The sequence below is a fragment of the Actinocrinis sp. genome (assembly GCF_035653575.1).
Lineage (GTDB): Bacteria > Actinomycetota > Actinomycetes > Streptomycetales > Catenulisporaceae > Actinocrinis.
Genome location: NZ_DASRBQ010000186.1, coordinates 103,454 through 125,313 on the forward strand (window position 1 = coordinate 103,454; position 21,860 = coordinate 125,313).

16 protein-coding genes are annotated in these 21,860 nt (G+C 71.9%); 7 read left to right on the forward strand and 9 right to left on the reverse strand.

Features of this window, described 5'->3' with window-relative positions; all coding sequences use genetic code 11:
• Nucleotides 1–32 precede the first annotated feature (32 nt).
• From lnt to VFA06_RS25700, 3 genes are all read right to left on the reverse strand, one after another.
• Nucleotides 33–1,613: an apolipoprotein N-acyltransferase gene (gene lnt, locus VFA06_RS25690; RefSeq protein WP_324843296.1), complete on the reverse strand. Its 1,581-nt coding sequence runs from the start codon at nucleotides 1,611–1,613 to the stop codon at nucleotides 33–35.
• Nucleotides 1,614–1,791: 178 nt separating this feature from the next.
• Nucleotides 1,792–3,501 (reverse strand): amidohydrolase, encoded by a 1,710-nt coding sequence (locus tag VFA06_RS25695; RefSeq protein WP_324843297.1) that lies wholly within the window; start codon nucleotides 3,499–3,501, stop codon nucleotides 1,792–1,794.
• Between the two features lie 9 nt (nucleotides 3,502–3,510).
• A complete protein-coding gene (locus VFA06_RS25700; RefSeq protein ID WP_324843298.1) occupies nucleotides 3,511–4,575 on the reverse strand; it encodes an FUSC family protein in 1,065 nt (354 codons plus the stop codon).
• A gap of 169 nt (nucleotides 4,576–4,744) precedes the next feature.
• Between VFA06_RS25700 and VFA06_RS25705 the strand changes: the two genes are divergently transcribed.
• Nucleotides 4,745–5,650: a LysR family transcriptional regulator gene (locus VFA06_RS25705; RefSeq protein ID WP_324843299.1), complete on the forward strand. Its 906-nt coding sequence runs from the start codon at nucleotides 4,745–4,747 to the stop codon at nucleotides 5,648–5,650.
• A gap of 60 nt (nucleotides 5,651–5,710) precedes the next feature.
• On the opposite strand, the gene VFA06_RS25710 is transcribed toward VFA06_RS25705, so the two are convergent.
• Nucleotides 5,711–6,469: a Sir2 family NAD-dependent protein deacetylase gene (locus VFA06_RS25710; RefSeq protein ID WP_324843300.1), complete on the reverse strand. Its 759-nt coding sequence runs from the start codon at nucleotides 6,467–6,469 to the stop codon at nucleotides 5,711–5,713.
• 70 nt (nucleotides 6,470–6,539) lie between these two features.
• Nucleotides 6,540–6,995, reverse strand: a complete 456-nt coding sequence (locus VFA06_RS25715; protein ID WP_324843301.1) for an Lrp/AsnC family transcriptional regulator — start codon at nucleotides 6,993–6,995, stop codon at nucleotides 6,540–6,542.
• A gap of 79 nt (nucleotides 6,996–7,074) precedes the next feature.
• On the opposite strand from VFA06_RS25715, the gene VFA06_RS25720 reads away from it, so the two are divergent.
• Nucleotides 7,075–8,916: an HSP90 family protein gene (locus tag VFA06_RS25720; RefSeq protein WP_324843302.1), complete on the forward strand. Its 1,842-nt coding sequence runs from the start codon at nucleotides 7,075–7,077 to the stop codon at nucleotides 8,914–8,916.
• Nucleotides 8,917–8,922: 6 nt separating this feature from the next.
• Nucleotides 8,923–11,685 (forward strand): hypothetical protein, encoded by a 2,763-nt coding sequence (locus VFA06_RS25725; RefSeq protein ID WP_324843303.1) that lies wholly within the window; start codon nucleotides 8,923–8,925, stop codon nucleotides 11,683–11,685.
• 8 nt (nucleotides 11,686–11,693) lie between these two features.
• On the opposite strand, the gene VFA06_RS25730 is transcribed toward VFA06_RS25725, so the two are convergent.
• Complete coding sequence (locus tag VFA06_RS25730; RefSeq protein WP_324843304.1) at nucleotides 11,694–12,890, reverse strand: FAD-dependent oxidoreductase; 1,197 nt, start codon at nucleotides 12,888–12,890, stop codon at nucleotides 11,694–11,696.
• A 110-nt stretch (nucleotides 12,891–13,000) separates the two neighbouring features.
• On the opposite strand from VFA06_RS25730, the gene VFA06_RS25735 reads away from it, so the two are divergent.
• The gene (locus VFA06_RS25735) at nucleotides 13,001–14,020 is read left to right on the forward strand and encodes a site-specific integrase (RefSeq protein WP_324843305.1); all 1,020 of its coding nucleotides are present in this window, start codon (nucleotides 13,001–13,003) and stop codon (nucleotides 14,018–14,020) included.
• 23 nt (nucleotides 14,021–14,043) lie between these two features.
• Here VFA06_RS25735 and VFA06_RS25740 read toward each other — a convergent pair whose 3' ends face one another.
• The 3 genes from VFA06_RS25740 to VFA06_RS25750 all read right to left on the reverse strand — a co-directional run bounded on the left by VFA06_RS25740 (nucleotide 14,044) and on the right by VFA06_RS25750 (nucleotide 18,151).
• On the reverse strand, nucleotides 14,044–15,261 hold the full coding sequence (locus VFA06_RS25740; RefSeq protein WP_324843306.1) for a DUF475 domain-containing protein: 1,218 nt from the start codon (nucleotides 15,259–15,261) through the stop codon (nucleotides 14,044–14,046).
• A gap of 344 nt (nucleotides 15,262–15,605) precedes the next feature.
• Nucleotides 15,606–16,757, reverse strand: coding sequence for an acyl-CoA dehydrogenase family protein (locus VFA06_RS25745; RefSeq protein ID WP_324843307.1), 1,152 nt, complete (start codon nucleotides 16,755–16,757; stop codon nucleotides 15,606–15,608).
• A gap of 245 nt (nucleotides 16,758–17,002) precedes the next feature.
• Nucleotides 17,003–18,151, reverse strand: a complete 1,149-nt coding sequence (locus VFA06_RS25750) for a S1C family serine protease (protein WP_324843308.1) — start codon at nucleotides 18,149–18,151, stop codon at nucleotides 17,003–17,005.
• Nucleotides 18,152–18,520: 369 nt separating this feature from the next.
• Here VFA06_RS25750 and VFA06_RS25755 point away from each other — a divergent pair, with 369 nt between their 5' ends.
• From VFA06_RS25755 to VFA06_RS25765, 3 genes are all read left to right on the forward strand, one after another.
• The gene (locus VFA06_RS25755; RefSeq protein WP_324843309.1) at nucleotides 18,521–19,978 is read left to right on the forward strand and encodes an aspartate aminotransferase family protein; all 1,458 of its coding nucleotides are present in this window, start codon (nucleotides 18,521–18,523) and stop codon (nucleotides 19,976–19,978) included.
• Nucleotides 19,975–21,126, forward strand: a complete 1,152-nt coding sequence (gene hpnC / locus VFA06_RS25760; protein WP_324843310.1) for a squalene synthase HpnC — start codon at nucleotides 19,975–19,977, stop codon at nucleotides 21,124–21,126. The genes VFA06_RS25755 and hpnC overlap by 4 nt, the downstream gene beginning before the upstream one ends.
• Nucleotides 21,127–21,353: 227 nt before the next feature.
• Nucleotides 21,354–21,860: squalene/phytoene synthase family protein (locus VFA06_RS25765; RefSeq protein WP_349260358.1), on the forward strand; the 507-nt coding region annotated here is incomplete at its 3' end.

Below are 21,860 nucleotides of genomic sequence, written 5' to 3' on the forward strand. Positions count from 1 at the left end.
CGCGAGACGGCGGCGATCGCGAGGCGGATAGATTATCGGAGCTTTGAGTCGCGTTTGGCACGGGCCACGCCCAGCGCCCACGCGGCGAGCGCGGCGGCGGCCATCGCGAGCTCGGGCCAGGCGCCGACCCGGTCGGCGAGGGTCAGCCCGGTGCGCGGGGTGACTTCGGCGGCGACCACCGCCGGGGTGAACTGCTTCGTCTGCTGGCGGATGTTGCCGTCCGGGGTGATGTACCCGGAGATGCCGCTGGTGGCGGCGATCATCACCGGGCGGCCGTGTTCGACCGCGCGCAGCTGGGTGATCGCCAGCTGTTGCTCCGGCTGCCCGCTCCAGCCGTAGGTCGCGTTGTTCGTCTGCACGACCAGCACCCCGGTCTGGCTGTTGACCGACGAGCGCACCGTGTCGTCGTAGGCGACCTCGAAGCAGATGACATCCGCGATGTGTACTCCGCCGACGGTGAGGATGCCGGGCTTGTTACCGGGAACATCGTCGCGCGGGACGCGGGCGAGTTCGGAGATGTACCGCGTCAGCAGCGAGCGGTACGGGATGTACTCGCCGAACGGAACCAGGTGTCGCTTGGCGTAGGTGGCGCCGGGGCCGGTGACCGGGTCCCAGACGATGCCTTCGTTGCGCGCCTGCCCCTTGCCGAGCAGCACCACTGTTCCGACCAGAACCTGGGTGTGGACGGCCTGGGCGGCCTGGGTGAGCGCGGCGTAGGCGATCGGGTCCTGGAAGGGGTCGACGTCGTCGGAGTCCTCGGGCCAGAACACCGCGGCCGGCTGCGGCAGCTTGCCCGCGGCGACCTCGGCCGCGTACTGCTCCGTGACGTTCAGGTGGTTGTCGAGCACCGCCGAGGCCTGTCCGTAGGCGTCGAGGCCGGTGCGCGGTACGTTGCCTTGGATCGCGGCGAGTTGAACGGGCTTCTCGGCAGTCGTCTGAAGCGGGGTCAGAATGCCGGCCAGCGGGACGAGCACGGCGAGCGCGAGCCAGCCCGCCGCTGCGCTCCAGGCGCGACGCGCCGAGGTCTCGTTGCCGGAACGCAGGACGTGATACGCCGTCAGGAGCACGGCAGCCAGGGTGGTGCCGACCAGGGCGGTGGCGAAAGTGACCAACGGCGCGCCACCGAGCGCGGCCAGCGGGGTGAGGACGGTGTGGCTCTGGCTGAAGGCGAGCCGGCCCCAGGAGAAGCCCTGCAGCGGCCAGCGGTCGCGCAGCGCCTCCTCGGCCACCCAGAGCAGCGCCTGCCAGAGCACCGCGCCGCGCAGCCGGCCGACCGCGGCGGTGGCCGCGCCGAGCGGCACGAAGTAGAACGCCTCCACGATGGCCAGCACGATCCAGGCGTCGGTGCCGACGGTCGTGACCCACTTGAAGGACAGGAAGCAGAAGGCCAGCCCGAACCACAGGCCGCACCAGGCCGCGGCGACGGCGGGCCGACGCAGGCCGCGGCGGGCTCGCAGGCGGGCGGCGTTGTGCGCGCACAGGACGAAGCCGGCGACGCTGATCGGCGCGAGCCACCACCAGCCGATCGGCGGGAAGGCGGCGACGAGCAGGAACCCGAGCGCGATCGCGGCCAGTTGCGGCAGCCAGTGCAGGCCGGGTCGTGGTTTGCGCAATCGCGGTCTGCGCCAGCGCGGGCGGCGCAGTCGCGGGACGGGCAGGCGGCGGCTTCGCGTCCGCGATTCCTCGCTCACGCTCTCTATCGAGGCCGGCACCGTGTCCACTTCGCGGAAGTGTACAGCCGTTGCCTGAGACGCCGGTTGATCAGGTCGTTACCGACCGCCCCCGCTGAGCTCAGGCGGCGAGCAGGTCGTGGATCGGACGTCCGCGCACCGCCGTGCGCAGGCAGCGTGGCAGGTCGAGTCCGGGCGTCAGATCGGGCAGACCGGGCACCGCGGCCCGCTCGTCGGTGGACCACGCGGCGACCCGCTCGTCGGGGGCCTGCACGATCAGGTCTCCGGCTTCCCACACGGCGTACGTCGCCGGGGCTCCGGGTGACAGGACGCCGGTCTCGTCCTGCGGCACGCCCGCCGCGGCCGGGTTCAGCGCGCGCCATCCGCCGCGGGTGTGCGCCGCGAACGCGGCGCGCGCGGTCATGCGCGAAGCCGCGGTGCGGTGGAAGACCGCGGCGCGCACCGCCTCCCACGGGCCGAGCGGGATGACCGGCGAGTCGGAGCCGAACGCCAGCACGACGCCTGCCGCGGTCGTCGCCGCGAACGGGTTCATGCCGAGCGCACGGCCGGGTCCGAGGCGCTGGACGTACATACCGTCGGTCCCGCCCCACGCCGCGTCGAATCCGGGCTGCGCCGAGACCACGACGCCGTGGTGCGCGAACTTCTTGATGTGCTCGCTGTCCATCAGCTCGGCGTGTTCGGCGCGCACCCGCATGGCTCGCAGTCGCCGCTCGCCCACCAATTCATGTGCGAGGTCGAGCCCGGCGACCAGCAAGTCGAGCCCGTAGTCGCCGATGACGTGGAAGCCGGGTTGCACCTGCGCTTCGACGCAGGAGACGAGGAACGCACCGATCTGTTCGGCCGTCAGGTATGCCGCGCCTGCGTAGCCGGCCGCCGTCGCGCCGCCGAGGCCCGACTCGCTCGCGTCGGCGTAGGGCTCGCGCAGGCAAGCGGTGTGGGAGCCGATCGCGCCGTCGATGAACAGGTCGCCGCCCGCGCCCACGCCGCCGAGTTCGACGGCCTTGATCGGGTCGGTCAGCTCCCCCCAGTAGCCGAATACGTAGGGGCTGGCAGTGCTCGGATCAGCGGCCAGCGCGAGCAGGCTGGTGAAGTCGTCCTCGCCGGAGATCTGCGGACCGGCGCACTCGTGGACGGCTCCGATGCCGAGTTCGGCGGCGCGGCGCAGCGCGGCGAGCTGCGCGTCAGCACGCTGAGCGGCGGTAATGGAGCCGAGAGCAGCGGCGCGTACCGCGTGGTGGGCGTCGCGCGAGAGCGGGCCGTCCTCGGCGTATCCGGTGGCTGAGCGGGCCTCCGGGGCCGCGTCGAGCAGCGCGCTGGAGACGACTGCGCTGTGCACGTCGACCCGGGAGAGGTAGGTGCGGCGGCCGCCCGCCGCGCGATCCAGCTCGGCTCGGGTGAGTGGTTTCCGGCCGTCCGGCGTGCCGTGATCCCAGGTGGTCTCGTCCCAACCGGTACCGAGCACGACCGCGTCGTCCGGAAGCGAAGCCGCGAAGGCGGCGATCCGACCCAGCGCGTCGGAGCGCGAGGCACACCCGGATAGGTCAAGGCCGGTGAGCGCGAGGCCGGTCGAGGTGGCGTGCACGTGCGCGTCCACGAAGGCCGGGGTGACGAGCGCGCCATGCAGGTCGATCGACTCGTCAACCCCGCCGGCCTGCGCCTCGGCCGCGCCTTGCGAACCGACCCAGGCGACGGTGCCGTTCTCGACGACCATCGCGGTGGCGAACGGATCGGCCGGGGTGTAAATCGCGCCGTTGTGCAGCAGCGTCGTCTTGGATCGTGCCTCGCCGGGTGACCTGCCCTCAGCCGTCATGCACTCAGCTTAGGAGGGGCGGGCGTGCGAGGCGACCAGGGCGATGGTCCCGCCGAGCAGGGTCGCAAGCAGCCGGGGCACGACCGTCTGGCCCGCCCCGAACCCGAGCAGATCGAGCAATACGACCACGAAACCGGTCAGGAACACCGAGTAGAGGAAGTAGTTAGCCGAGAAGACGGTGTACCCGAGCGTGATCGCGACGCCCGCGCCGATCAGCAGCGCGGCGGGACCGAAGTGGGCGAGCGCGACGAGCGGCAGGCCGAGCAGGATGCCGACCGCGGTGCCGCCGATGCGGTCGAGGGCGCGGCGCACGGTGAGTACGTGCTCTGTCTTGAGTACCAGCACGGCGGTCAGTGCGGCCCAGTACGGGTGCGCGAGGCCGAGCAGCAGCGCGGCACTCTGTGCGATGGCCGCGGTGACGGCGAGACGCAGCGCGTGCTGGCCGTGGTGCGTGCTCAAGCCGACGTGGGCGCGGATCGTGGTGGCGAGGTGAGCGGCGAATTCGCGGGCGCTACGCCGGGGAAGAGGCGCTGACGCGGCGTCGATGTCAGTCCGTTCCGCGTGGACGGCGAGCGCGACGAGTGCGGCCTGAAAGAGTCCGCCGACGAGAACGAATCCCGCGCGTGCGGCGGCTTGGCGGGGCGTGTCCGGCGTGGAGGTGGCGATGAGCAGCGCGCCCGGCCATTGGAGCGCGGCGATGGCTACCCGGTCGCTGAACGCGCCCGCGATGCCGGCCGCGTAGGCGAAGGCAGCGATGAACAGAACGAGCAGCGCCGGGGTGTTGGCGTCAAGGGCGCCGACGAAGGTTCCCCATGCCATGCCAACCGAAGCGAGTGCGACGGCGGTCGGCTTCTTGCGGCCCTCGCCAAGCATCGCTGCGAACCCAGACGGTAAGGCACCGAGAGCCGCGTAGACGCCGTAGTCGTAGCGGCCAAGGCACACGCCGAGTGCGAGCGGCAGCATCACGCCGAATGCGAGGCGGACGCCGCGTATCGGGGCCAGCGCGGAGCGCGGCGCTTGGGCGATCCGGCCCGGGGATCGAAGTTCGCGAACAGTTTCGCTGTAGGTGGACACGGCCCTCCCCCGGCAGTGCTGTGGACGGGCGACGCGTCTTCGGGCCGTCCCCGCCGCGTCCCGGGCGGGACGCGGTCGAGGCGGTTCCATGGTGACTCAGGCAGGCCTGATGCGTCCAATAACCTGAGATCACCGTTTCCATGCGTTTTTCGCATGTAAGAATTCAGGTATGCAGATCGAGGAGTTGCGCTGGTTCACCGTGCTGTGCGAGACGGGGAACGTCGGGCGCGCCGCGGCCGAACTCGGCTTGTCGCAGCCGGGATTGTCCCGAGCGCTGGCCCGGCTGGAGCAGGAGCTCGGCGCGCCGCTGTTCGACCGCAAGGGCCGCGTCCTCGCGCTCAACCGCTACGGCGAGGCGTTCCTCGCCCACGCGCGCCGGGTGCTGCGGGAACTGGAGGCCGGGCGGCGGGCGGTTGCGGAGCTGGCCAGTCCCGAATCCGGCACGGTGGCGATGGCGTTCCTCCACACGGTCGGCCCGTGGCTGGTACCGCGCCTGCTGCTCTCCTTTCGCGCGCAATACCCGGGCGTGCGCTTCCACCTGATCCAGGGCGGTTCGGCCACCAATCTGGCCGCCCTCGAGCGCGGCGAGGTGGACCTGGTGATCACCTCGCCGCGCCCGGACGGCCCGCGGCTCGTCTGGCGGCCGCTGCGCCGCGAGCAGCTGTACCTGGCCGTCCCGGTGGAGCATCGATTCGCGCGACGGCAACGAGTACGCCTCGCCGAAGCGGCTGCGGAGACCTTCGTGGCCAACAAGCCGGGCACCGGTCTACGTGAATCCACCGAGGAACTGTGGCGCGAGGCCGGCATCGCCCCGACGGTCGCGTTCGAGGGCGACGACGTGGCGACGCTGCGCGGGATGGTCGCGGTCGGACTCGGCGTGGCGGTTCTGCCGCGTGCGCGAACGTACGACGGCGGCATCGACCAGGCCGGAGACCCGTGGCTGCGGTACGTCCCGCTGGCCGGAACCGGCGGCACGCGCGTGCTCGGCCTGGTTTGGCGGGAGGATCGCTGGGCGTCCCCGGCGGTGACGGCGTTCCGTGAGTCAGTGCTCGCACTCGCGCCGGAGCTGCCGTAGCCGCGGATCCGATGGATCCGATGGATCCGATCCGCGGTGACGGAACCGCATGACGAGCTGTCAGGCCGTCTGTCCGGCCGTAGCGCTGAGCTCTGCGACGATGCGCGGCAGCGCCTGCGAGATCGGTTCGCGGATGATCTCGCTGGCCAGGTCGTCGTAGGGCGTCGGCTCGTTGTTGATGATCACCAGGTCGGCGCCCGAATCGACGGCCACTTCGCAGAGCCCGGCGGCCGGGTGCACGCGCAGCGAGGTGCCCACTGCGAGGAAGATCTCGCAGACCTGGGCGTACACGGCGGCCTGGGCGATCACTTCCTCGTCGAGCGCCTGCCCGAACATGATCGTCGCGGACTTGAGGATGCCGCCGCAGCGCAGGCAGGCCGGATCCGGTTCACCGGCGGCGACGCGGTCGAGCGTCTCGCGCATCGTGACCCGGGCGGCGCAGGAGACGCAGACCACCTCGAACATGTTGCCGTGCAGTTCGAGCACCCGGCGCCCGCTCGAGCCGGCCCGCTGGTGCAGCCGGTCGATGTTCTGCGTCAGGATGCGAACGGACCTGCCCGAGCGCTCGAGATCCACCAGCGCCCGGTGCCCGGCGTTGGGCTCAGCCTGCCACGCGGGATTGTCCCGCCGCGCCAGCCAGGAGCGCTCCCGCAGCCGAGGGTCGATCAGATAGTCCTGGTAGTTCGCGCTCAGCTCGGCGATCGGATTGCGCGTCCAGACGCCCTGAGGCCCGCGGAAGTCCGGGATTCCGGAATCAGTCGAGATGCCCGCGCCGGTGAGCACGGCGATCGGTCCGGTACGCCGCCGCCAGTCGTTCATGCCGCCTCACCTTACAAGCAGCCCGGCTGAACGGTACTGACTTTGTGATCGGCCGCGATCGGCTGCGTGCTCAGCCGAGCGGCTCGGGCAGGTCGGGCAGGCGGCCGTCGAACGAGGTGGACAGCACGATCGTGGTGCGGGTCGAGACGTTCGCGGCCGAGCGGATCCTGGCCAACAGGCCCTCCAGCGCGCCGGGCGTCGCGACGTGCACCTTGAGGATGTAGTTCTCGTCACCGGCCACCGAGTGGCAGGACTCGATCTCACTCAGGCCCTTGAGCCGGTCGGGCACGTCGTCCGGCGCGGCCGGGTCGAACGGCTTGACGGAGATGAACGCGGTCAGCGGCAGGCCGATCGCCTCGGCGTCCACCACGGCGCGGTAGCCCTTGATCACGCCGCGCTGCTCCAGCCGGCGCACCCGCTGGTGCGCGGCCGAGGTGGACAGCCCGGTGGCCTTGCCGAGGTCGGTGTAGCTCATCCGCCCATCGGCCAGCAGCAGCCGGACGATCTGCCGGTCGATCTCCTCCATCCCCCAACGGTAACGGGTTCGGGCAGTAGTATTCGAAACAAGGCCGCGCATGTCACAAGGCTCCCCTACGATCAGCCGCATGCCGGAAAACCCGCTGACCGACCCGCCCCTGGCCGACGCGCACGCGTTCCAGGTCGACCTGCGCGGGCTGGTCGACCTGCTGTCGCACCACCTTTACTCCTCGCCGCGCATCTACGTGCGCGAACTGCTGCAGAACGCGGTGGACGCGGTGACGGCGCGGCTTGGCACCGATCCGGCGGCGCCGACCGGCATCCGCCTGGTCGCGGACGGCGCCTCGGTGCGCATCGAGGATCCGGGGATCGGGCTGACCGAGGCGGACGTGCACCGTTTCCTGGCCACCATCGGCCGCTCCTCCAAGCGCGACGACCTGGCCGGGGCGCGGCGCGAGTTCCTCGGCCAGTTCGGCATCGGGCTGCTGGCCTGCTTCACCGTCGCCGACACCATCCGGGTGACGACCCGCTCCGCGGCGGCCCCGGACGCGCCGCCGGTGGAGTGGCTGGCCACCTCGGACGGCCGGTACACGATCCGCGCGCTCGACCCGGCGGCGCGCCCGGAGCCCGGCACCACCGTGGAGCTGACGCCGCGTCCGGGCGCCGAGCGCTGGTTCGCGCCGGACCGGGTGGCCGCGCTGGCCAGGGACTACGGCGCCCTGCTGCCGTACCAGGTCGTCGTGGAGACGCCGGACGGCGCCGTGCGCACCACCGACAGCCCGCCGGTCTGGGACCGCGACCACGTCTCGCCGGCCGCCCGCCGCCTGGCACTGTTCGACTACGGCGAGCGGGCCCTCGGCTTCACCGCCCTCGACGTGATCGAGCTGAACGTGCCGCTGGCCGGCGTGCGCGGGGTGGCCTACGTGCTGCCGTCCGCGGCCAATCCGGCGGAGGCCGGCCGGCATCGCGTGCACCTGAAGGGCATGCTGCTCTCCGACGCGACGACCGGGCTGCTGCCGGAGTGGGCGTTCTTCGTGCGCTGCATCATCGACACGGACACGCTTCGGCCTACCGCCTCGCGCGAAGGCCTGTATGAGGACGAGACGCTCTCGGCGGTGCGCGAGGCGCTCGGCGTCCGGATACGCGACTGGCTGACCGATCTGGCGGCGCAGGACCCGACCCGGCTGGCCACGTTCCTGAGCGTGCACGCCCTGGGTGTCAAGGCGATGGCGAGGCACGACCGGGAACTGCTGCGCATCATGCTGCCGTTCCTGGACTTCGAGACCACCGACGGCCGGGTGCCGCTGACCGAGTTCGCCCGCAACCACCCGAGCATCCACCTGGCCCGGACCGTGGACGAGTTCCGGCAGGTCGCGCCGATCGCGGCGGCACAGGGCATCGGGGTGGTCAACGGCGGCTACACCTACGACGCGGACCTGGTCGAGCAGCTGCCGCAGGTCATCCCCGGCACGGTGGTCGGCGAGCTCGGCGCGGACGTGGTCACCGCGCATCTGGACCTGGTGGACCCGGCCGAGGAGCTGGCCCTGGCCGGCTTCCTGGCCTCGGCGCGGGCCACCCTCGACCCGCTGGACTGCGACGTGGTGCTGCGCGCCTTCGCCCCGGTGTCCGTCCCCGCGCTGCACCTCGACAACCGCGAGGCCCGGTACGAGCGCACCCGCGCTGAGACCGAGGCGGCGGCGGACGAGCTGTGGGCCGAGATCCTGGGCGCCCTGAAGTCCTCGGCGCCGCGCGCACAGCTGGTGCTGAATCACCACAGTCCGGTGGTCCGGCGACTGAGCGGCATAACCGACCGCACGCTGCTGAACACGGCGGTCGAGGCGCTGTACGGCCAGGCGTTGCTGATGACGCACCGGCCGCTGCGCCCGAGCGATACCGCGCTGCTCAACCGGGCCTTCGGCGACCTGCTCGCCTGGGCGTCGCTGGCCGCGCGCGCCGGGGACGAGGTCTGAGTCGCGATGCCCGCGATGACCCCGGCGGAGATCTGGGCGGCGCTGGCCGAGAACGCGCAGAACCCGAACGGGCCGGTCAAGGTGGCCCGCGCGGAGTACCTGGTGGAAGCGGCCGAGGCGGCCGACGACGCTCCGCTCTACGCGCAGTCGCTGCTCGACGTGATCAACGCGTACGAATACTGCGCGGAGCAGTCGAAGCTGCTGGTGCCGTTCGCCCGGCTGCTGCGGCTCTGGGACCGGGACCCTGGCGCGTTCGACGCGCGGCGCCGGCACAGCCTGTTCTGGTACTTCAAGTGGGCGACCGGCGGAATGCTGCGGGTACCGGAGGTGTCGCTGGCCTCGATCACCGGCTGGCTGACCGAGATGGAGTCGCGGTACCGGCAGGCCGGCCACTCGCCGCGCCCGGTGCACATGGGCCGGCACCGGCTGGCCCGCGCCACCGGGCAGGCGGCGGTGGCCGAGCGCGAGTTCGAGGCCTGGCTCGACGCGCCGCGCGACGCGATGGCGGACTGCAACGCCTGCGAGGCCGGGGACCAGGGCTGGTGGCACGCGTTCAACGGCCGGGATGAGGAGGCGCTGCGGCTCTGGGAGCCGGTGCTCGGCGGGCAGCTGGTGTGCGCGGAAGAGCCGCACCGGGTGCTCGCCTACAGCCTGCTGCCGCTGCTGCGCCTCGGCCGGACCGACGAGGCGCGGGCGAATCACCTACGCGGCTACCGGATGGCCCGGGGCGTGGCGAATCTGCGTTCGACGATCGGGATGCACCTGGAGTTCTGTGCGCTGACCGGCAACGAGGCGCGGGGCCTGGAAATCCTCACCGAGCACGCGGGACTGCTGACCCCCGGCGCGGAGGACGCGACCTCGCGGCTGGAGTTCCTGATCGGCGCCCAGGTGCTGCTGCGCCGCCTGTCCACGCTGGGCCTCGGCGACCTGGCGCTGACCAACCTCGAGCCCGGACCGGCGACGGTGAGCGACACCGCGGCTCGGCTCCAGGAGCGGATCGACGAGCTGTGCGCGCGGTTCGACGCGCGCAACGGCAGCACGACCGTGTCGGATGGCGCGAAGGAGCGGCTGAGCGCCGAGCCGGTGCTGGCCTCGCTGCCGCTCGGCTCCTCAGGCACGCTGCCGGCGCGTGCGGCGGCAGCGCCATCGGCCGCACCGCCCCACCCGGCGCCCCGACCGGCCGCGCCCTCCCTCGACGAACTGGTGACCGAAGCCGAGCGGCTGTCCGACGCGCGGCACCCGCACGCGCGGCAGGCCTGGGAGCGGGTCGCGGCGAGCGGGCACGAACTGCCGCCGGTGATCGCCGCCCGGGTCGAGCGCAGCCGTGCCCGGACGCTGCTGGAACGGGATCCGGCGGCCGCGCGCGGCGCGCTCGCCGCGATCGCCGAGCGCCTCGCGCAACTGGGCGAGGCCGCGGAGGCCCGCGAAACCCGGGCCAACGCCGCCTTCGCCGCCTTCCTCGCCGGGGACCGGGAGACCGCGGAGGCGGAGGCCGTGGTCATCGGCGCCGAGGCGGAAGCCGCCTACGCCGCCGGCGATCTGACGACGCGCCAGTACCTCAGCGCGCGTAGCCTGCCGGTCTTCATCGCGTTCAACGCCTTCGCCCGGCTGGCCGACCCGACCGTCGCCGCCGAAGAGCAGGACGACGCGGCGGATCCGCGGCCGGCCACCGAGCTGATCGAGTCTGAGCTGGAGATCACCGAGAAGCTCGCTGATCCGGGGCGCGCCGCCGTCTATCACCGCATGCTGGCTCAGCTCGCCTTCCGCCGCGACGACCGCGCCGAGGCCGCCGCCCGCCTGCAGGCGTCCCGGGACGCGGCGCTGCGGGCCGCACAGCCCTGGGACGCCGTGGAACCGGCCGATCTGCTCGCCCAGCTCGCCCTGCAGCAGGGCGACGCGGCGGCGGCGGAGCGCCACGCCCGGGACGCGTTGGCGCACGGCGGCGACCTGCTCGACCGGGCCGCGCAGGCCCGGCTCTATTCGCTGGTGACCGAGGCGCTCTGGCGGCAGCCGGAGCGCCGGCTGCAGGTCGTGGACGCGGCGCTGCGCGCGGGCGAGCTGTGGGAGGGCACCAGCGAGCCGGACAGCCTGCACAATCGCTTTATCGCGGCCCGCGCGTACGCCGGGCTGAAGCGCCATGGCGAAGCAGCCGCGTTGTTCGACGAGCTGATGCCGCGCGTGCACGTGCCCTACGACGCAGCGGGCATCGCGATGACGCGGGAGCAGTACGCCGACTGCCTTACCCAATTGGGCGAGCACCGGCGCGCCGCCGAGCAGTACCTGGCCGCGGCGACGCTCGTGCAGGACGACCCGCACAATCGCCTTCCGCACGCTCGACTCGCCTGGTCGGCGGCGCAGGCCCTGCAGAGCGCCGGGCTGACGGCCGAGGCGCTGCCCGCGTACCGGCGCGCGGCCGACCTGTGGGGCGAGATCGGCAATCTGCCGGCGCGGGCGCGCTGCCTGCGCTCCGCCGCGTGGTTGATCGGCTGGGCAAAGGGCGACGACAAAGACGAGGACGCAGACGACGCCGCGCCGGCGCGATGGACCGAGGCGCTGAGCGCGATGCGGTCCGTGCTGGCCGAACTGACGGGGCTGCCGAAGGAGCAGCGCTCCGAACCGATTACCGAGGAGATCGGGCACACCAACGACCAGCTGCGCCAAATGCTCGGCTGCCTGCGCGAGGCCGAGCAGCAGGTCGCGCAGAAGGCGCAGAAGGCTGAGGCGCCAGAATCCCCGCGGGAGAGCGGGCCGCCGTCCTCAGGCGAGTGAGGCGCCGCTCAGGGCTTCCAGCCGAACACCGGGTCGAAGGAGCGCAGGAACAACCCGACCGTGCGCTCACTACTGCTGAGCCGCAGCGCCTGGTTGCGCAGGAAAATGCCCGCCGGCGTCGAGGCGTGGTGGAAGGCTGACATGCGCTTCGAGCGCTTCACGATGTCCATGGTGCGCGGCAGCCGCGCGGCGGTGTACGAGGCGAGCGCGCTCACGTCGCCGTCTGCCTCGGCGAGCAGCTTCGCCAGCACCACGGCGTCCTCGATGGACTGCGAGCCGCCCTGCCCGAGGTCCGGTGTCATCGGGTGCGCCGCGTCACCGAGCAGCGCCACGCGGCCCAGGTGGTACGCGGGCAGCGGAGTCTGCATCCAGCGGGCGTCGTCGCGATAAACCGAGGCGGGATCGACGGCGTCGAGGATGCGTTGGACTTGCGGATACCAGCCCGCGAAATGTGCCCGCAGCTGACTTAACGGATCGTCGGCTTGCCCGTTCCCGGTCGCGAGGAGTTCCTTCAGTACGGTCGCGTATGCGTAGACGCGGCCGTCGTTCAGCGCCCAGGTTCCCCACACGGTGCCTTTGCCCATGGACTCGCTCGCGAGTACCTCCTCCTCTTCGCCCAGGCTCGGCGCGAGCATCCACCAGATCACGTATCCGCCGTCCGCGGGCCCGGGGTGGTCGGGAAAGAGGGTGCGCCGCACCGCCGAGCGGCCGCCGTCCGCGGCGACGACGAGGTCTGCTTCGAACACCCGGCCGTCCGTGGTCTCGACCCGGGCGCGCTGGTCCGCCGCTCCGGGATCGGCCACCTGCGCCGTCGTGTCGAGGCGGATCGCGTCGCCGGGAAGCTGCCCGGCGAACACGGCCAGCAGTTCGGTCCGCACCAGCGAGTACACCGGATAGCCGAAGCGGCGGCCGACCGGGTCCCCGCTCGGGCGGAAGATCCAGCGGCCGTCCGGACGCCGCGCTCCGATCGCACCGCTCGATACGCCGACCGCCCGGACGCGCGCGCCGAGCGTCATCCCGTCGGCGTCTACGGCGTCGAGGGCGTGCATCGCGTTCGGCGGCATGGCGATTCCGGCCCCGATCGGCCGCAGCGCATCCGCCCGCTCCAACACGGTCACTCGCCAACCGGTGCGGTACAGCGCGTTCGCCGCCGCGAGTCCACCGACGCCGGCCCCGATGATCACTGCTTCCCGTGCATTCCCCATGACACTGCTCCCCATGAAACTGTTTCTACAACCCGTAGAGCAATAGTGCTCCTTTCGCCCGCTCTAGGGAAGCTTCCCGCTGTCAGTGCCGCCGGGTATCTTGATCGTTCGTGACGGAGCGTCAACAGGACGACAGCGAAACCGCCGCGCCGCCGGAAGCGCAGCGCCCGGTCCCGGTGGCCGCGCTCCGGCAGGTGGAGGCCGCAGTCGAACGGCTCTGCCTGCGCGAGAGCACCAGCCCGGCACGGGCGCGGCAGCTGCGCTGGGTCGCCAAGGAGCTGCGGCTGGTCAGCGTGCATCCCGAGTTCCGGCCCGCGGACACCGTGCGCGAGGCCGCGGATCTGCTCGGCGCGCAGTCGCTGACCTCTTATCTGCGTCTCGCGCAGCACGGCGAGCTGCGGCAGCGGCCGACCAGCTCCGGGGACGGCACGTCGAGCGCCTCCTCGATGCGCATCCGCGAGGACTGCCTGCGTCTTATCTGCCAGGAGCTGAGCGTGCCGCTGGCGCTGGCCGGGCGGGCGCCGCTGCCCGCGCCGCGCGAGGTGGTCAACGGCCCGACGCGCTCCCAGCTGCGCGCCTACCTCGCCGAGAAGGCCAAGAGCCCGCCGACCCGGCCGGGGCGGATCAGGCTGCTGGCGATCATCGGCACGGTGCTCGACACCGCCGCGCGGGTCGGCGAGCTGTGCGCGCTGCGGGTCGAGGACCTGGATCTGGCCGAGTCCGAGCCGGTGCTGACCGTGGTGCGCCATCCCCAGGCCAGGTCCGTGTCCGAACCGGTCACGGAGCGGATCATCCTCTCCCCCGGTACCGCGACCGCGCTGCGGCACTGGCTGGCCGCCCGCGAGGAGATCCTCACCCCACTGCACATCGGCGTGAAGTCGCTGTGGGTCTCGGTCGCCGGGAACCACGCGGGACTGCCCGCCGCGGACGGCCACTCGATCAAGCGGCCGGCCGGGATGCCGCTGCGTCCCAGGGGTCTGCAACGCGCGTACACCCGGACCGTCGTGGAGCTGAACACCGAACTGGCGGGCTCACCGGGCTGGCGGCCGCTGCCATATCGCCTGGAGCAGCTGCGCCGCGCGGTGGAGGTCAGCGCGGATCGGATCGTCGAGGAGCCGGCGGCTCCGTAGTCGCGGACGGCCCGACGGCACGCTCACGCGGCGGGGTGGCTCCCCTTGCCCGCGCTCTCCGACGCGCGCTCGTCGTGGCCGTGGTCCTGCCGCTGGCGCTCGTAGCGCTGGTCGAGTCCGGGCCGGTTACCGGGTCCGGCATGGACCTTGGCGTCGGGGCTGCCGCTGCCGGCCTCGCGGCGTTGGGCGCTCTCCTGACGTCGGCGGGCGGCCAGCGAGGAGGCGACCGCGGCGATGATCATCGCCGCGCCGGTGCCCGCGGTGAGCACGTCCGGCACGTCATGCCAGACCTCGACCATCAGCAGCAGCGCGAGCATGCCGATCGCGTAGTACGCGCCGTGCTCCAGGTACCGGTACTCCTCCAGCGTCCCGCGGCGCACCACGTACACCGTCAGGGCGCGGATGTACGCGGCGCCGATCGCCAGGCCGATGGTGATCAGCGCGATGTCCAGGGTCACCGAGAAGGCGCCCATCACGGAGTCGAAGGAGAAGGTCGCGTCGAGCAGTTCCAGGTAGCAGAACAGGAAGAAGGCGGCCCGGCCGTGCACGGTGGCCCGCGGACGTGACGCCCCGTCAGCGTCCGCCTGTTCGGCGATCAGCTGTCCCGCGCCGTTGACCAGCAGGAAGGCGCAGAGCCCGGAGACCGCGCCGGCCATCACCTTCAGCGCGTCGCCGTTGTGCACGGTCCCGGCCGCGATCAGCGCGAAGCCGAGCACCAGCACCTCGCCGGCCCGCGGCAGCCGGCCGAGCCGGCGCAGCGGCCGCTCGATCCAGCCGATCCAGGTCTCCTCGCGCTCCTCGGACACGAAGCCGAAGAAGATCATCATCAGGAACGCGCCGCCGAAGGCCGCGATGCCGGGCTGGGCGGCGATGAGCACGTCGCGGTATTTCAGCGGATCGGAGTAGGCGAGCTCGATCGCCGAGCTCGGGCTTATCCGGGCGCCGACGCTCACGATCGCCAGCGGCACCAGCAGCCGCATGCCGATCGCGGCGATGACGATGCCCACGGTCAGGAACAGCCGCTGCCAGAACTGGCTCATCCGGGCCAGCACGGTCGCGTTGACGATCGCGTTGTCGAAGGAGACCGCGACCTCCAGCACGCCGAGCAAAGCCGCGACCGTCAACCCGTGCAGGCCGTCGACCAGATACGCGCCGACGAGACAGGCGATCGCCACGGCGTGCGCGACGCCGAACAATCGCAGGCCGCCGCCGCGCGCCGAGGTGTCGGCCCGATCCGCCATGGCCCATCCGCCTCTCGTTCGACGCTGCCGCCGGTACCGACCGAGCCCCTCACCCGGCCTTTCAGCTCAACCCGCCGTCCTCGGTAAACCGGCGTCCCTACCCGGCCCGGTGTTCACCCCACACCGTGCGCCGCCGAAACCACCGTGCCGGATCCCCCTGTAGTCCCGCTGTCGGATCGGTTTCTGTAAGAGTTCCGACAAGAAACCTACCCAACCGCGCAGCGCTGCGGGGCGTGAACTGCGCCACGTTCCGGTGAAAAGTCGCGCACGGGCGCAGGCGGCTGGCCTCAAGCGCCGTGGCTCATGTGGTTTGAGAGGCTTACCGACAGTTTCATAACGCCTCGTCAGGGACGGGCGAGGCTCCGAGCGATCACCCGGCGCTGGATCTGGTTGGTGCCCTCGACGATCTGGAGCACCTTCGCCTCGCGCAGGTACCGCTCGACCGGGAAGTCGGCGGTGTAGCCGTAGCCGCCGAGCACCTGGACCGCGTCGATCGTGGTCTGCATCGCCGCGTCGGTGCAGAACAGCTTGGCCGCCGCCGCCTGCCGGGTGAACGGCAGCCCGCGGTCGCGCAGCCGCGCCGCCGCGAGGTAGCCGGCCCGGCCCACCTCGAGCCTGGCGGCCATGTCGGCGAGCAGGAACCCGACGCCGTCGTGCTCGATGATCGGCTTGCCGAACTGGACCCGGTCGCGCGCATAGGTCACCGCGGCGTCCAGCGCGGCCTGCGCGAGACCGATGGCGCACGCGGCGATGCCGAGGCGTCCGCCGTCCAGGGCCTCCATCGCGATCGCGAAGCCCTGACCCTCCTCGCCGAGGCGTCGCTCGGTCGAGATGCGCGCGCCCTCGAAGCGCACCTGCGCGGTGGTCGACGAACGCAACCCCATCTTGCGTTCCGGCGGCGCGGCGCTCAGGCCGGGCGTGCTCGCGTCGGCGAGCAGCGCGGTGATGCCTCGGGCGCCGGAATCGCCGGTGCGCACCAGCACGGTGTAGAAGTCGGCTTCGCCACCGTGGGTGATCCAGGCCTTTGTGCCGTCGACGACGTATTCGTCGCCGTCCAGGACCGCGCGGGTGGTCAGGTGCGCCGCGTCGGAGCCGTGTGAGGGTTCGGACAGGCAGTAGGCGCCGAGCAGGTCGCCGCCGATCATGTCCGGCAGCCAGCGCTCCTTCTGCTGCTCGTCGCCGTAGTGGGCGAGCGCGTGGCAGGAGAGGGTGTGCACCGAGACGCCGATGCCGACGGCCAGCCAGTGCCGGGCGAGTTCTTCGACGACCTGGAGGTAGACCTCGTAGGGCTGTGCGCCGCCGCCGTACTCTTCCGGATACGGCAGGCCGAGCAGGCCGGAACGGCCCAGTACGCGGAAGACTTCGCGCGGGAAGCGGTGCGCCTCTTCGTACTCGGCGGCACGGGGCGCGAGCTCCTTCTCGGCGAGCTCGGTGGTCAGTTCGAGGAGCGCGACGGCTTCCTCGGTCGGCAGCAGCGCGCGACGCGCGGCGTCCATGGCGGCCTCCAGGCAGGGTGGTGGAGGTCGGTGGCGCACGGCGCGATCTTGTGAACCTGTTCCGGACGCGCCACCGGCGTGCCGGGAATGGTTTCCGGCACGCCGGTCACTGTAGCGCTCGGCGCCGATCTTCGGCACACGCAGCGCGCGGACCCTTTCAGTGGCCTGCATCGTTCGGCCGTCTGCGCAGGCTGGGGCGTACTTGCCCGGCGCCGCGCGGGACCGCCCGACTTGACGGTGCTTGCTCAGGAGGTGGCTGAACTCGAGTCCCCGCCGCCGCTCTCGATCTTGGCGATGTCCGCGGTGACCGTGTTGGCGGGGATGGCGAAGCCGAGGCCGACCGAGCCGGAGCTGGACGAGGCGCCGGAGGAGGAGTAGATCGCCGAGTTCATGCCGATCACCTGGCCGGCGGTGTTCAGCAGCGGGCCGCCGGAGTTGCCGGGGTTGATCGACGCGTCGGTCTGGATGGCGTTGTAGCTCACCGTGGTGGTGGAGCCGAGGCCGCGCCAGCCGAAGCCGGGGAAGCCGCCGCCGTTGTCCGTGGACTCGGTGATCGACACCTTGCGGTTGAGCGCGGAGACGATGCCGCTGGTGACGGTGTTCTGCAGCTGGTCCGGCGAGCCGATGGCGATGGTCTCGTCGCCGACCTGGACCTTCGAGGAGTCGGCGAAGGTCACCGGGGTCAGCCCGGACACGCCCTCGGCCTGGATCACCGCGATGTCGTCGGCCGCGAGGTACCCGATCACCTTGGCGCTGTAGGTCTTGCCGTTGTAGAGGGTGATGGTCAGCTGGCCGCCGTTGGCGACGTAGTCGGCGATCACGTGGTTGTTGGTGACGATCTTCCCGTCGGAAGAGATGATCATTCCGGAGCCGACCCCGGAGGCCGCGGCGGTGGTCTCGTTGACCTGCACCACGCTCGGCAGGACCGCGGCGGCCACCTTGCCCACCGTGGTGGTCGCGCTCGAGGTGGTCGCGCCGGTGATGGAGGTGACCACGGCGGCTGAGGTGCCGTGGCTGGAGCCGAAGTAGGCTCCGGCGACCCCGCCGACCGCGGCGGAGGCGATGACGAGCGCGGCGACCACGCCGAGGCCGAACTTCACCGGCGAGCGGCGCGGCTCGGCCGCGTGGCCGGCTCCGGGCGGCGAACCGGGGACGGGGCCGAAGGGACCGATCGGGGCGGTGGGCTCCGACTGGCCGTACGGCGGGGCGGAGGTCTGGGCGGCTGTCTGGCCGGGGCCGCGCCAGGCGTACTCGCCTTCACGGGCCTGGAGGGTGCTCTCGCCGACCGGACGCGGAGCGGTCCACTGCGGCTGGGGCTGCTGCGGCGCCTGCGGATACGAGGACGCCTGGCGGTACTGCTGGGCGGTGTGCGGGTCGTGCTGCGTCTCGGTCATGTCTCGACAGTGCCCGCGTTCCTTGAAAGACATCTGAGACTACGGTCAGACCATCTCAAGAATGCCGCCCAGATTTCTGAAGCCGGGCGTCTGAAGCCGGGCCGGGCCCGCACCGCGCCCGCCGCGTCGCCGCGTCACAGCGCCGAGATCCAACCGCCGAGCGCACGGACTCAACCGTCCGGCGCACGATATCCACAGTTCCGGGAAACCCGCCGGGCGAGCCGCCGCCCAGGAGTGATCGTCACCGTAGTATCAGCCCCGACAGGCAGGGCGTTTCGGGGTGACGTCCGTGCCCGGTCCGGTTCAGCCGGATCCGGCGCGGGTAGACGGCCCCGGCGGGCTGGCGGGCCGAAAGGGCGGTATGCGTCGATGGACAGCTTGATCGAGAGCGGCGATCTGAGCGGGCGTGACCAAGCCCGCGACAGCGCACCGGATCCCGCGCGCGGGACCGGGCTGGACTTGGCCGCGCTGATCCGTGCACGCACCGGGCAGGGCCACGACCTGCAGGCGCGGATGCTCAACCCGCAGCTGCCGCGGATGCTGCACGCCATCGGCTTCGACCGGACCTACGTGCGCGCCCAGGGCGCCTATTTCTATGACGAGCAGGGCAACGACTACCTCGACTTCCTCTCCGGCTTCGGCGTGTTCGCGGCCGGCCGCAACCACCCCGCGATCCGTGCCGCGCTGCACCAGGTCCTCGACGCCGAACTGGCCGACCTGGTGCAGTTCGACTCCCCGCTGCTGGCCGGGCTGCTGGCGGAGAAGCTGCTCGGCTACGCCCCGCACCTGGACCGGGTGTACTTCGGCAACAGCGGCACCGAGGCGGTCGAGGCCGCGCTCAAGTTCGCCCGTTATGCCACCGGCCGCAGCCGGATCCTCTACGTCGACCACGCCTTCCACGGCCTGACCACCGGCTCGCTCTCGGTCAACGGCGCGGAGGAGTTCCGCCGCGGCTTCGACCCGCTGCTGCCGGACACCCCGCTGCCGCTCGGCGATCTGGACGCGCTGGAGCGGGAGCTGGCCCGCGGCGACGTGGCCGCGCTGCTGCTCGAACCGATCCAGGGCAAGGGCGTGAACATCCCGCCGCCCGGTTATCTGAAAGCGGCTCAGGAACGGCTGCGGGCCCACGGCGCGCTGCTGATCTGCGACGAGGTGCAGACCGGCGTCGGGCGCACCGGCAAGTTCTTCGCCTACGAACACGAGGAGGGCGTCGAGCCGGACATCGTGACCGTGGCCAAGGCGCTGTCCGGCGGCTTCGTCCCGGTCGGCGCGACCCTGGCGAAGGGCTGGATCTTCGAGAAGGTCTACTCCTCGATGGACCGGGTGCTGGTGCACGACTCGACCTTCGGCTCCAACGCGATGGCGATGGCGGCGGGCCTGGCCGCGCTGCAGGTGATCGAGGACGAGAAGCTGGTGCAGAACGCGGCGCGGATCGGCGAGCTGCTCAAGTCCCGGCTGGCCGAGCGGATGGAGCGCTACGAGCTGCTTTCCGACGTGCGCGGGCGCGGGCTGATGGTCGGGTTCGAATTCGGCAAGCCCTCCTCGCTCAAGCTCAAGGCCGGGTGGAACACCCTGCAGGCGGCCAGGCACGGCCTGTTCGCGCAGATGGTGGTGGTCCCGCTGTTCCAGCGGCACCGGATCCTGACTCAGGTGGCCGGCGACCACATGGACGTCATCAAGCTGCTGCCGCCGCTGAACATCACCGAGGTGGAGGTGGACCGCTTCATCGAGGCCTTCGACGACGTGATGCGCGACGCCCACCGGGGCACCGGCCTGATGTGGGACTTCGGCCGCACCCTGGTCAAGCAGGCGATGCAGCGGCGGTGAGCGAGGAGACGAGGGCGGCGGACGGCGACGAGGCAGTCGAGGCCCGGGCCGCGGCGAACGAGACGGTGCTCGGGGACGGCGCTGCGGCGCCGGCCCCGGCGAGCGTGCCTGAGAGCGCGGCTTCGGCCGAGCCTGCGGCCGAGGCAGCGGTGCCGGAGGTCACGCGAGACGACACGACGGCGCAGGCGGCTGAACCCACTGAAGCCGCTGAAGCCACGGCGGCGGTGCCGGAGGTCACGGAGGACGACCCATCGGCGCCCGCGGCTGAACCCACTGAAGCCGCTGAAGCCACGGCGGCGGTGCCCGACGAGGTGGTCAGCCCGGACCGCGCGGTGATCGCGGCCAAGGAGCAGGCCGAGAACTTCCCGGTCGCGCTGCGCTTCCTGCCCCGGGAGATCCGCGCCGACCTGGCCGCGTTCTATACCTTCGCGCGCTACGTGGACGACCTCGGCGACGAGTACGCCGGCGACCGGATAGCCGCACTCAAGGACGTGGACACGGACCTGGACCGGCTGGCCTCCGGCGCCACGCCGACCCTGGAGCCGGTACGCGGGCTGCTGCGGATTACCGGCGACGGCCGCGTGCCCATCGAGCCCTTCCACGACCTGGTCGCCGCGAATCTGATGGACCAGCACAAGCTGCGGTACGCCACGTTCGCGGAGCTGGTGCACTACTGCAAGCTGTCGGCCAACCCGGTCGGCCGCGTGGTGCTGTACCTGGCCGGACAGGCCACCGAGCAGAACATCGCCGACTCCGACGCGGTGTGCACCGGACTTCAGGTCATCGAGCACCTGCAGGACGTGGCCGAGGACTACCGGGCAGGGCGCATCTACCTGCCCCGCGAGGACCTGACCGCGTTCGGGGTGACCGAGAGCGCCCTCGCCGAGCAGCACGCCGACGAGGACGTCAAGGCCCTGCTGCGCTGGGAGGCCGGGCGGGCCGCGGTGATGCTCAGCCGGGGCGTGCCGCTGACCCGGCGGCTGCGCGGCTGGGCCAAGCCCGCGGTGATCGGCTACGTGGCCGGCGGCCGGGCGACCCTCACCGCGCTACGCCACGCCGACTACGACGTACTGGCCGCCACGCCCAAGCCCACCACCGGCGCGACACTGCGCGCGGCGGCCGGTGTGCTTCTGGGCCGACGACGCTGACCCCGGATTAGGTTGATCACGTGCAGACCAGCGATGAGAACCGGCCCCCGGCGGCCGCAACCCACCAGCCCTCCGACCTGACGGCCGCGGATTCCTCCGCGGCTGCGGCGCAGGATTCGCGCCAGGAGGCGGCCGCGCCGCGCGGCGCGAATCCTCCAGTCACTTCAGAGCCGCACAGGAATCCGCAGCATCTCGATGTCACGGCGGCGTACGCGGAGTGCGAGCGCATCGTCGGCGTGGAGGCGCGCAACTTCTCTTACGGCATCAGGCTGCTGCCGCGCCCGAAGCGCCAAGCCCTGTCCGCCGTCTACGCCTTCGCCCGCCGGGTGGACGACATCGGCGACGGCGACCTGCCGATCGCCGAGAAGACGGTCGCGCTCGACCACGCGCGCAAGCAGGCCGCCGCGCCGGGCGACTTCCCGAACGATCCGGTACTCGTGGCGCTGGCCGACGCGGCCGCGCGCTACCCACTCGACCTCGGCGCGTTCGGTGAGCTGATCGACGGCTGCGAGATGGACCAGCGCGGCACGGTGTACCGCACCTGGGATGACCTCGCCGTGTACTGCCGCTGCGTGGCCGGCTCGATCGGACGGCTCTCGCTCGGCGTGTTCGATCCGCCGTCGCTGCGTACCGAACCCTCGGTGCCCAACGCCCTCGCCGACACCCTCGGCCTGGCGCTCCAGCTCACCAACATCCTGCGCGACCTGCGCGAAGATCTGACGAACGGTCGGATC

Excerpts from the sequence above, each read along its gene's own strand:
- VFA06_RS25755 (WP_324843309.1), top strand. The coding sequence starts at position 18,521 with ATGGACAGCTTGATCGAGAGCGGCGATCTGAGCGGGCGTGACCAAGCC.
- VFA06_RS25740 (WP_324843306.1), bottom strand. The coding sequence starts at position 15,261 with ATGGCGGATCGGGCCGACACCTCGGCGCGCGGCGGCGGCCTGCGATTG.
- VFA06_RS25695 (WP_324843297.1), bottom strand. The coding sequence starts at position 3,501 with ATGACGGCTGAGGGCAGGTCACCCGGCGAGGCACGATCCAAGACGACG.
- VFA06_RS25725 (WP_324843303.1), top strand. The coding sequence starts at position 8,923 with ATGCCCGCGATGACCCCGGCGGAGATCTGGGCGGCGCTGGCCGAGAAC.
- VFA06_RS25745 (WP_324843307.1), bottom strand. The coding sequence starts at position 16,757 with ATGGACGCCGCGCGTCGCGCGCTGCTGCCGACCGAGGAAGCCGTCGCG.
- VFA06_RS25720 (WP_324843302.1), top strand. The coding sequence starts at position 7,075 with ATGCCGGAAAACCCGCTGACCGACCCGCCCCTGGCCGACGCGCACGCG.
- VFA06_RS25705 (WP_324843299.1), top strand. The coding sequence starts at position 4,745 with ATGCAGATCGAGGAGTTGCGCTGGTTCACCGTGCTGTGCGAGACGGGG.
- VFA06_RS25750 (WP_324843308.1), bottom strand. The coding sequence starts at position 18,151 with ATGACCGAGACGCAGCACGACCCGCACACCGCCCAGCAGTACCGCCAG.
- VFA06_RS25715 (WP_324843301.1), bottom strand. The coding sequence starts at position 6,995 with ATGGAGGAGATCGACCGGCAGATCGTCCGGCTGCTGCTGGCCGATGGG.
- VFA06_RS25730 (WP_324843304.1), bottom strand. The coding sequence starts at position 12,890 with ATGGGGAATGCACGGGAAGCAGTGATCATCGGGGCCGGCGTCGGTGGA.
- VFA06_RS25710 (WP_324843300.1), bottom strand. The coding sequence starts at position 6,469 with ATGAACGACTGGCGGCGGCGTACCGGACCGATCGCCGTGCTCACCGGC.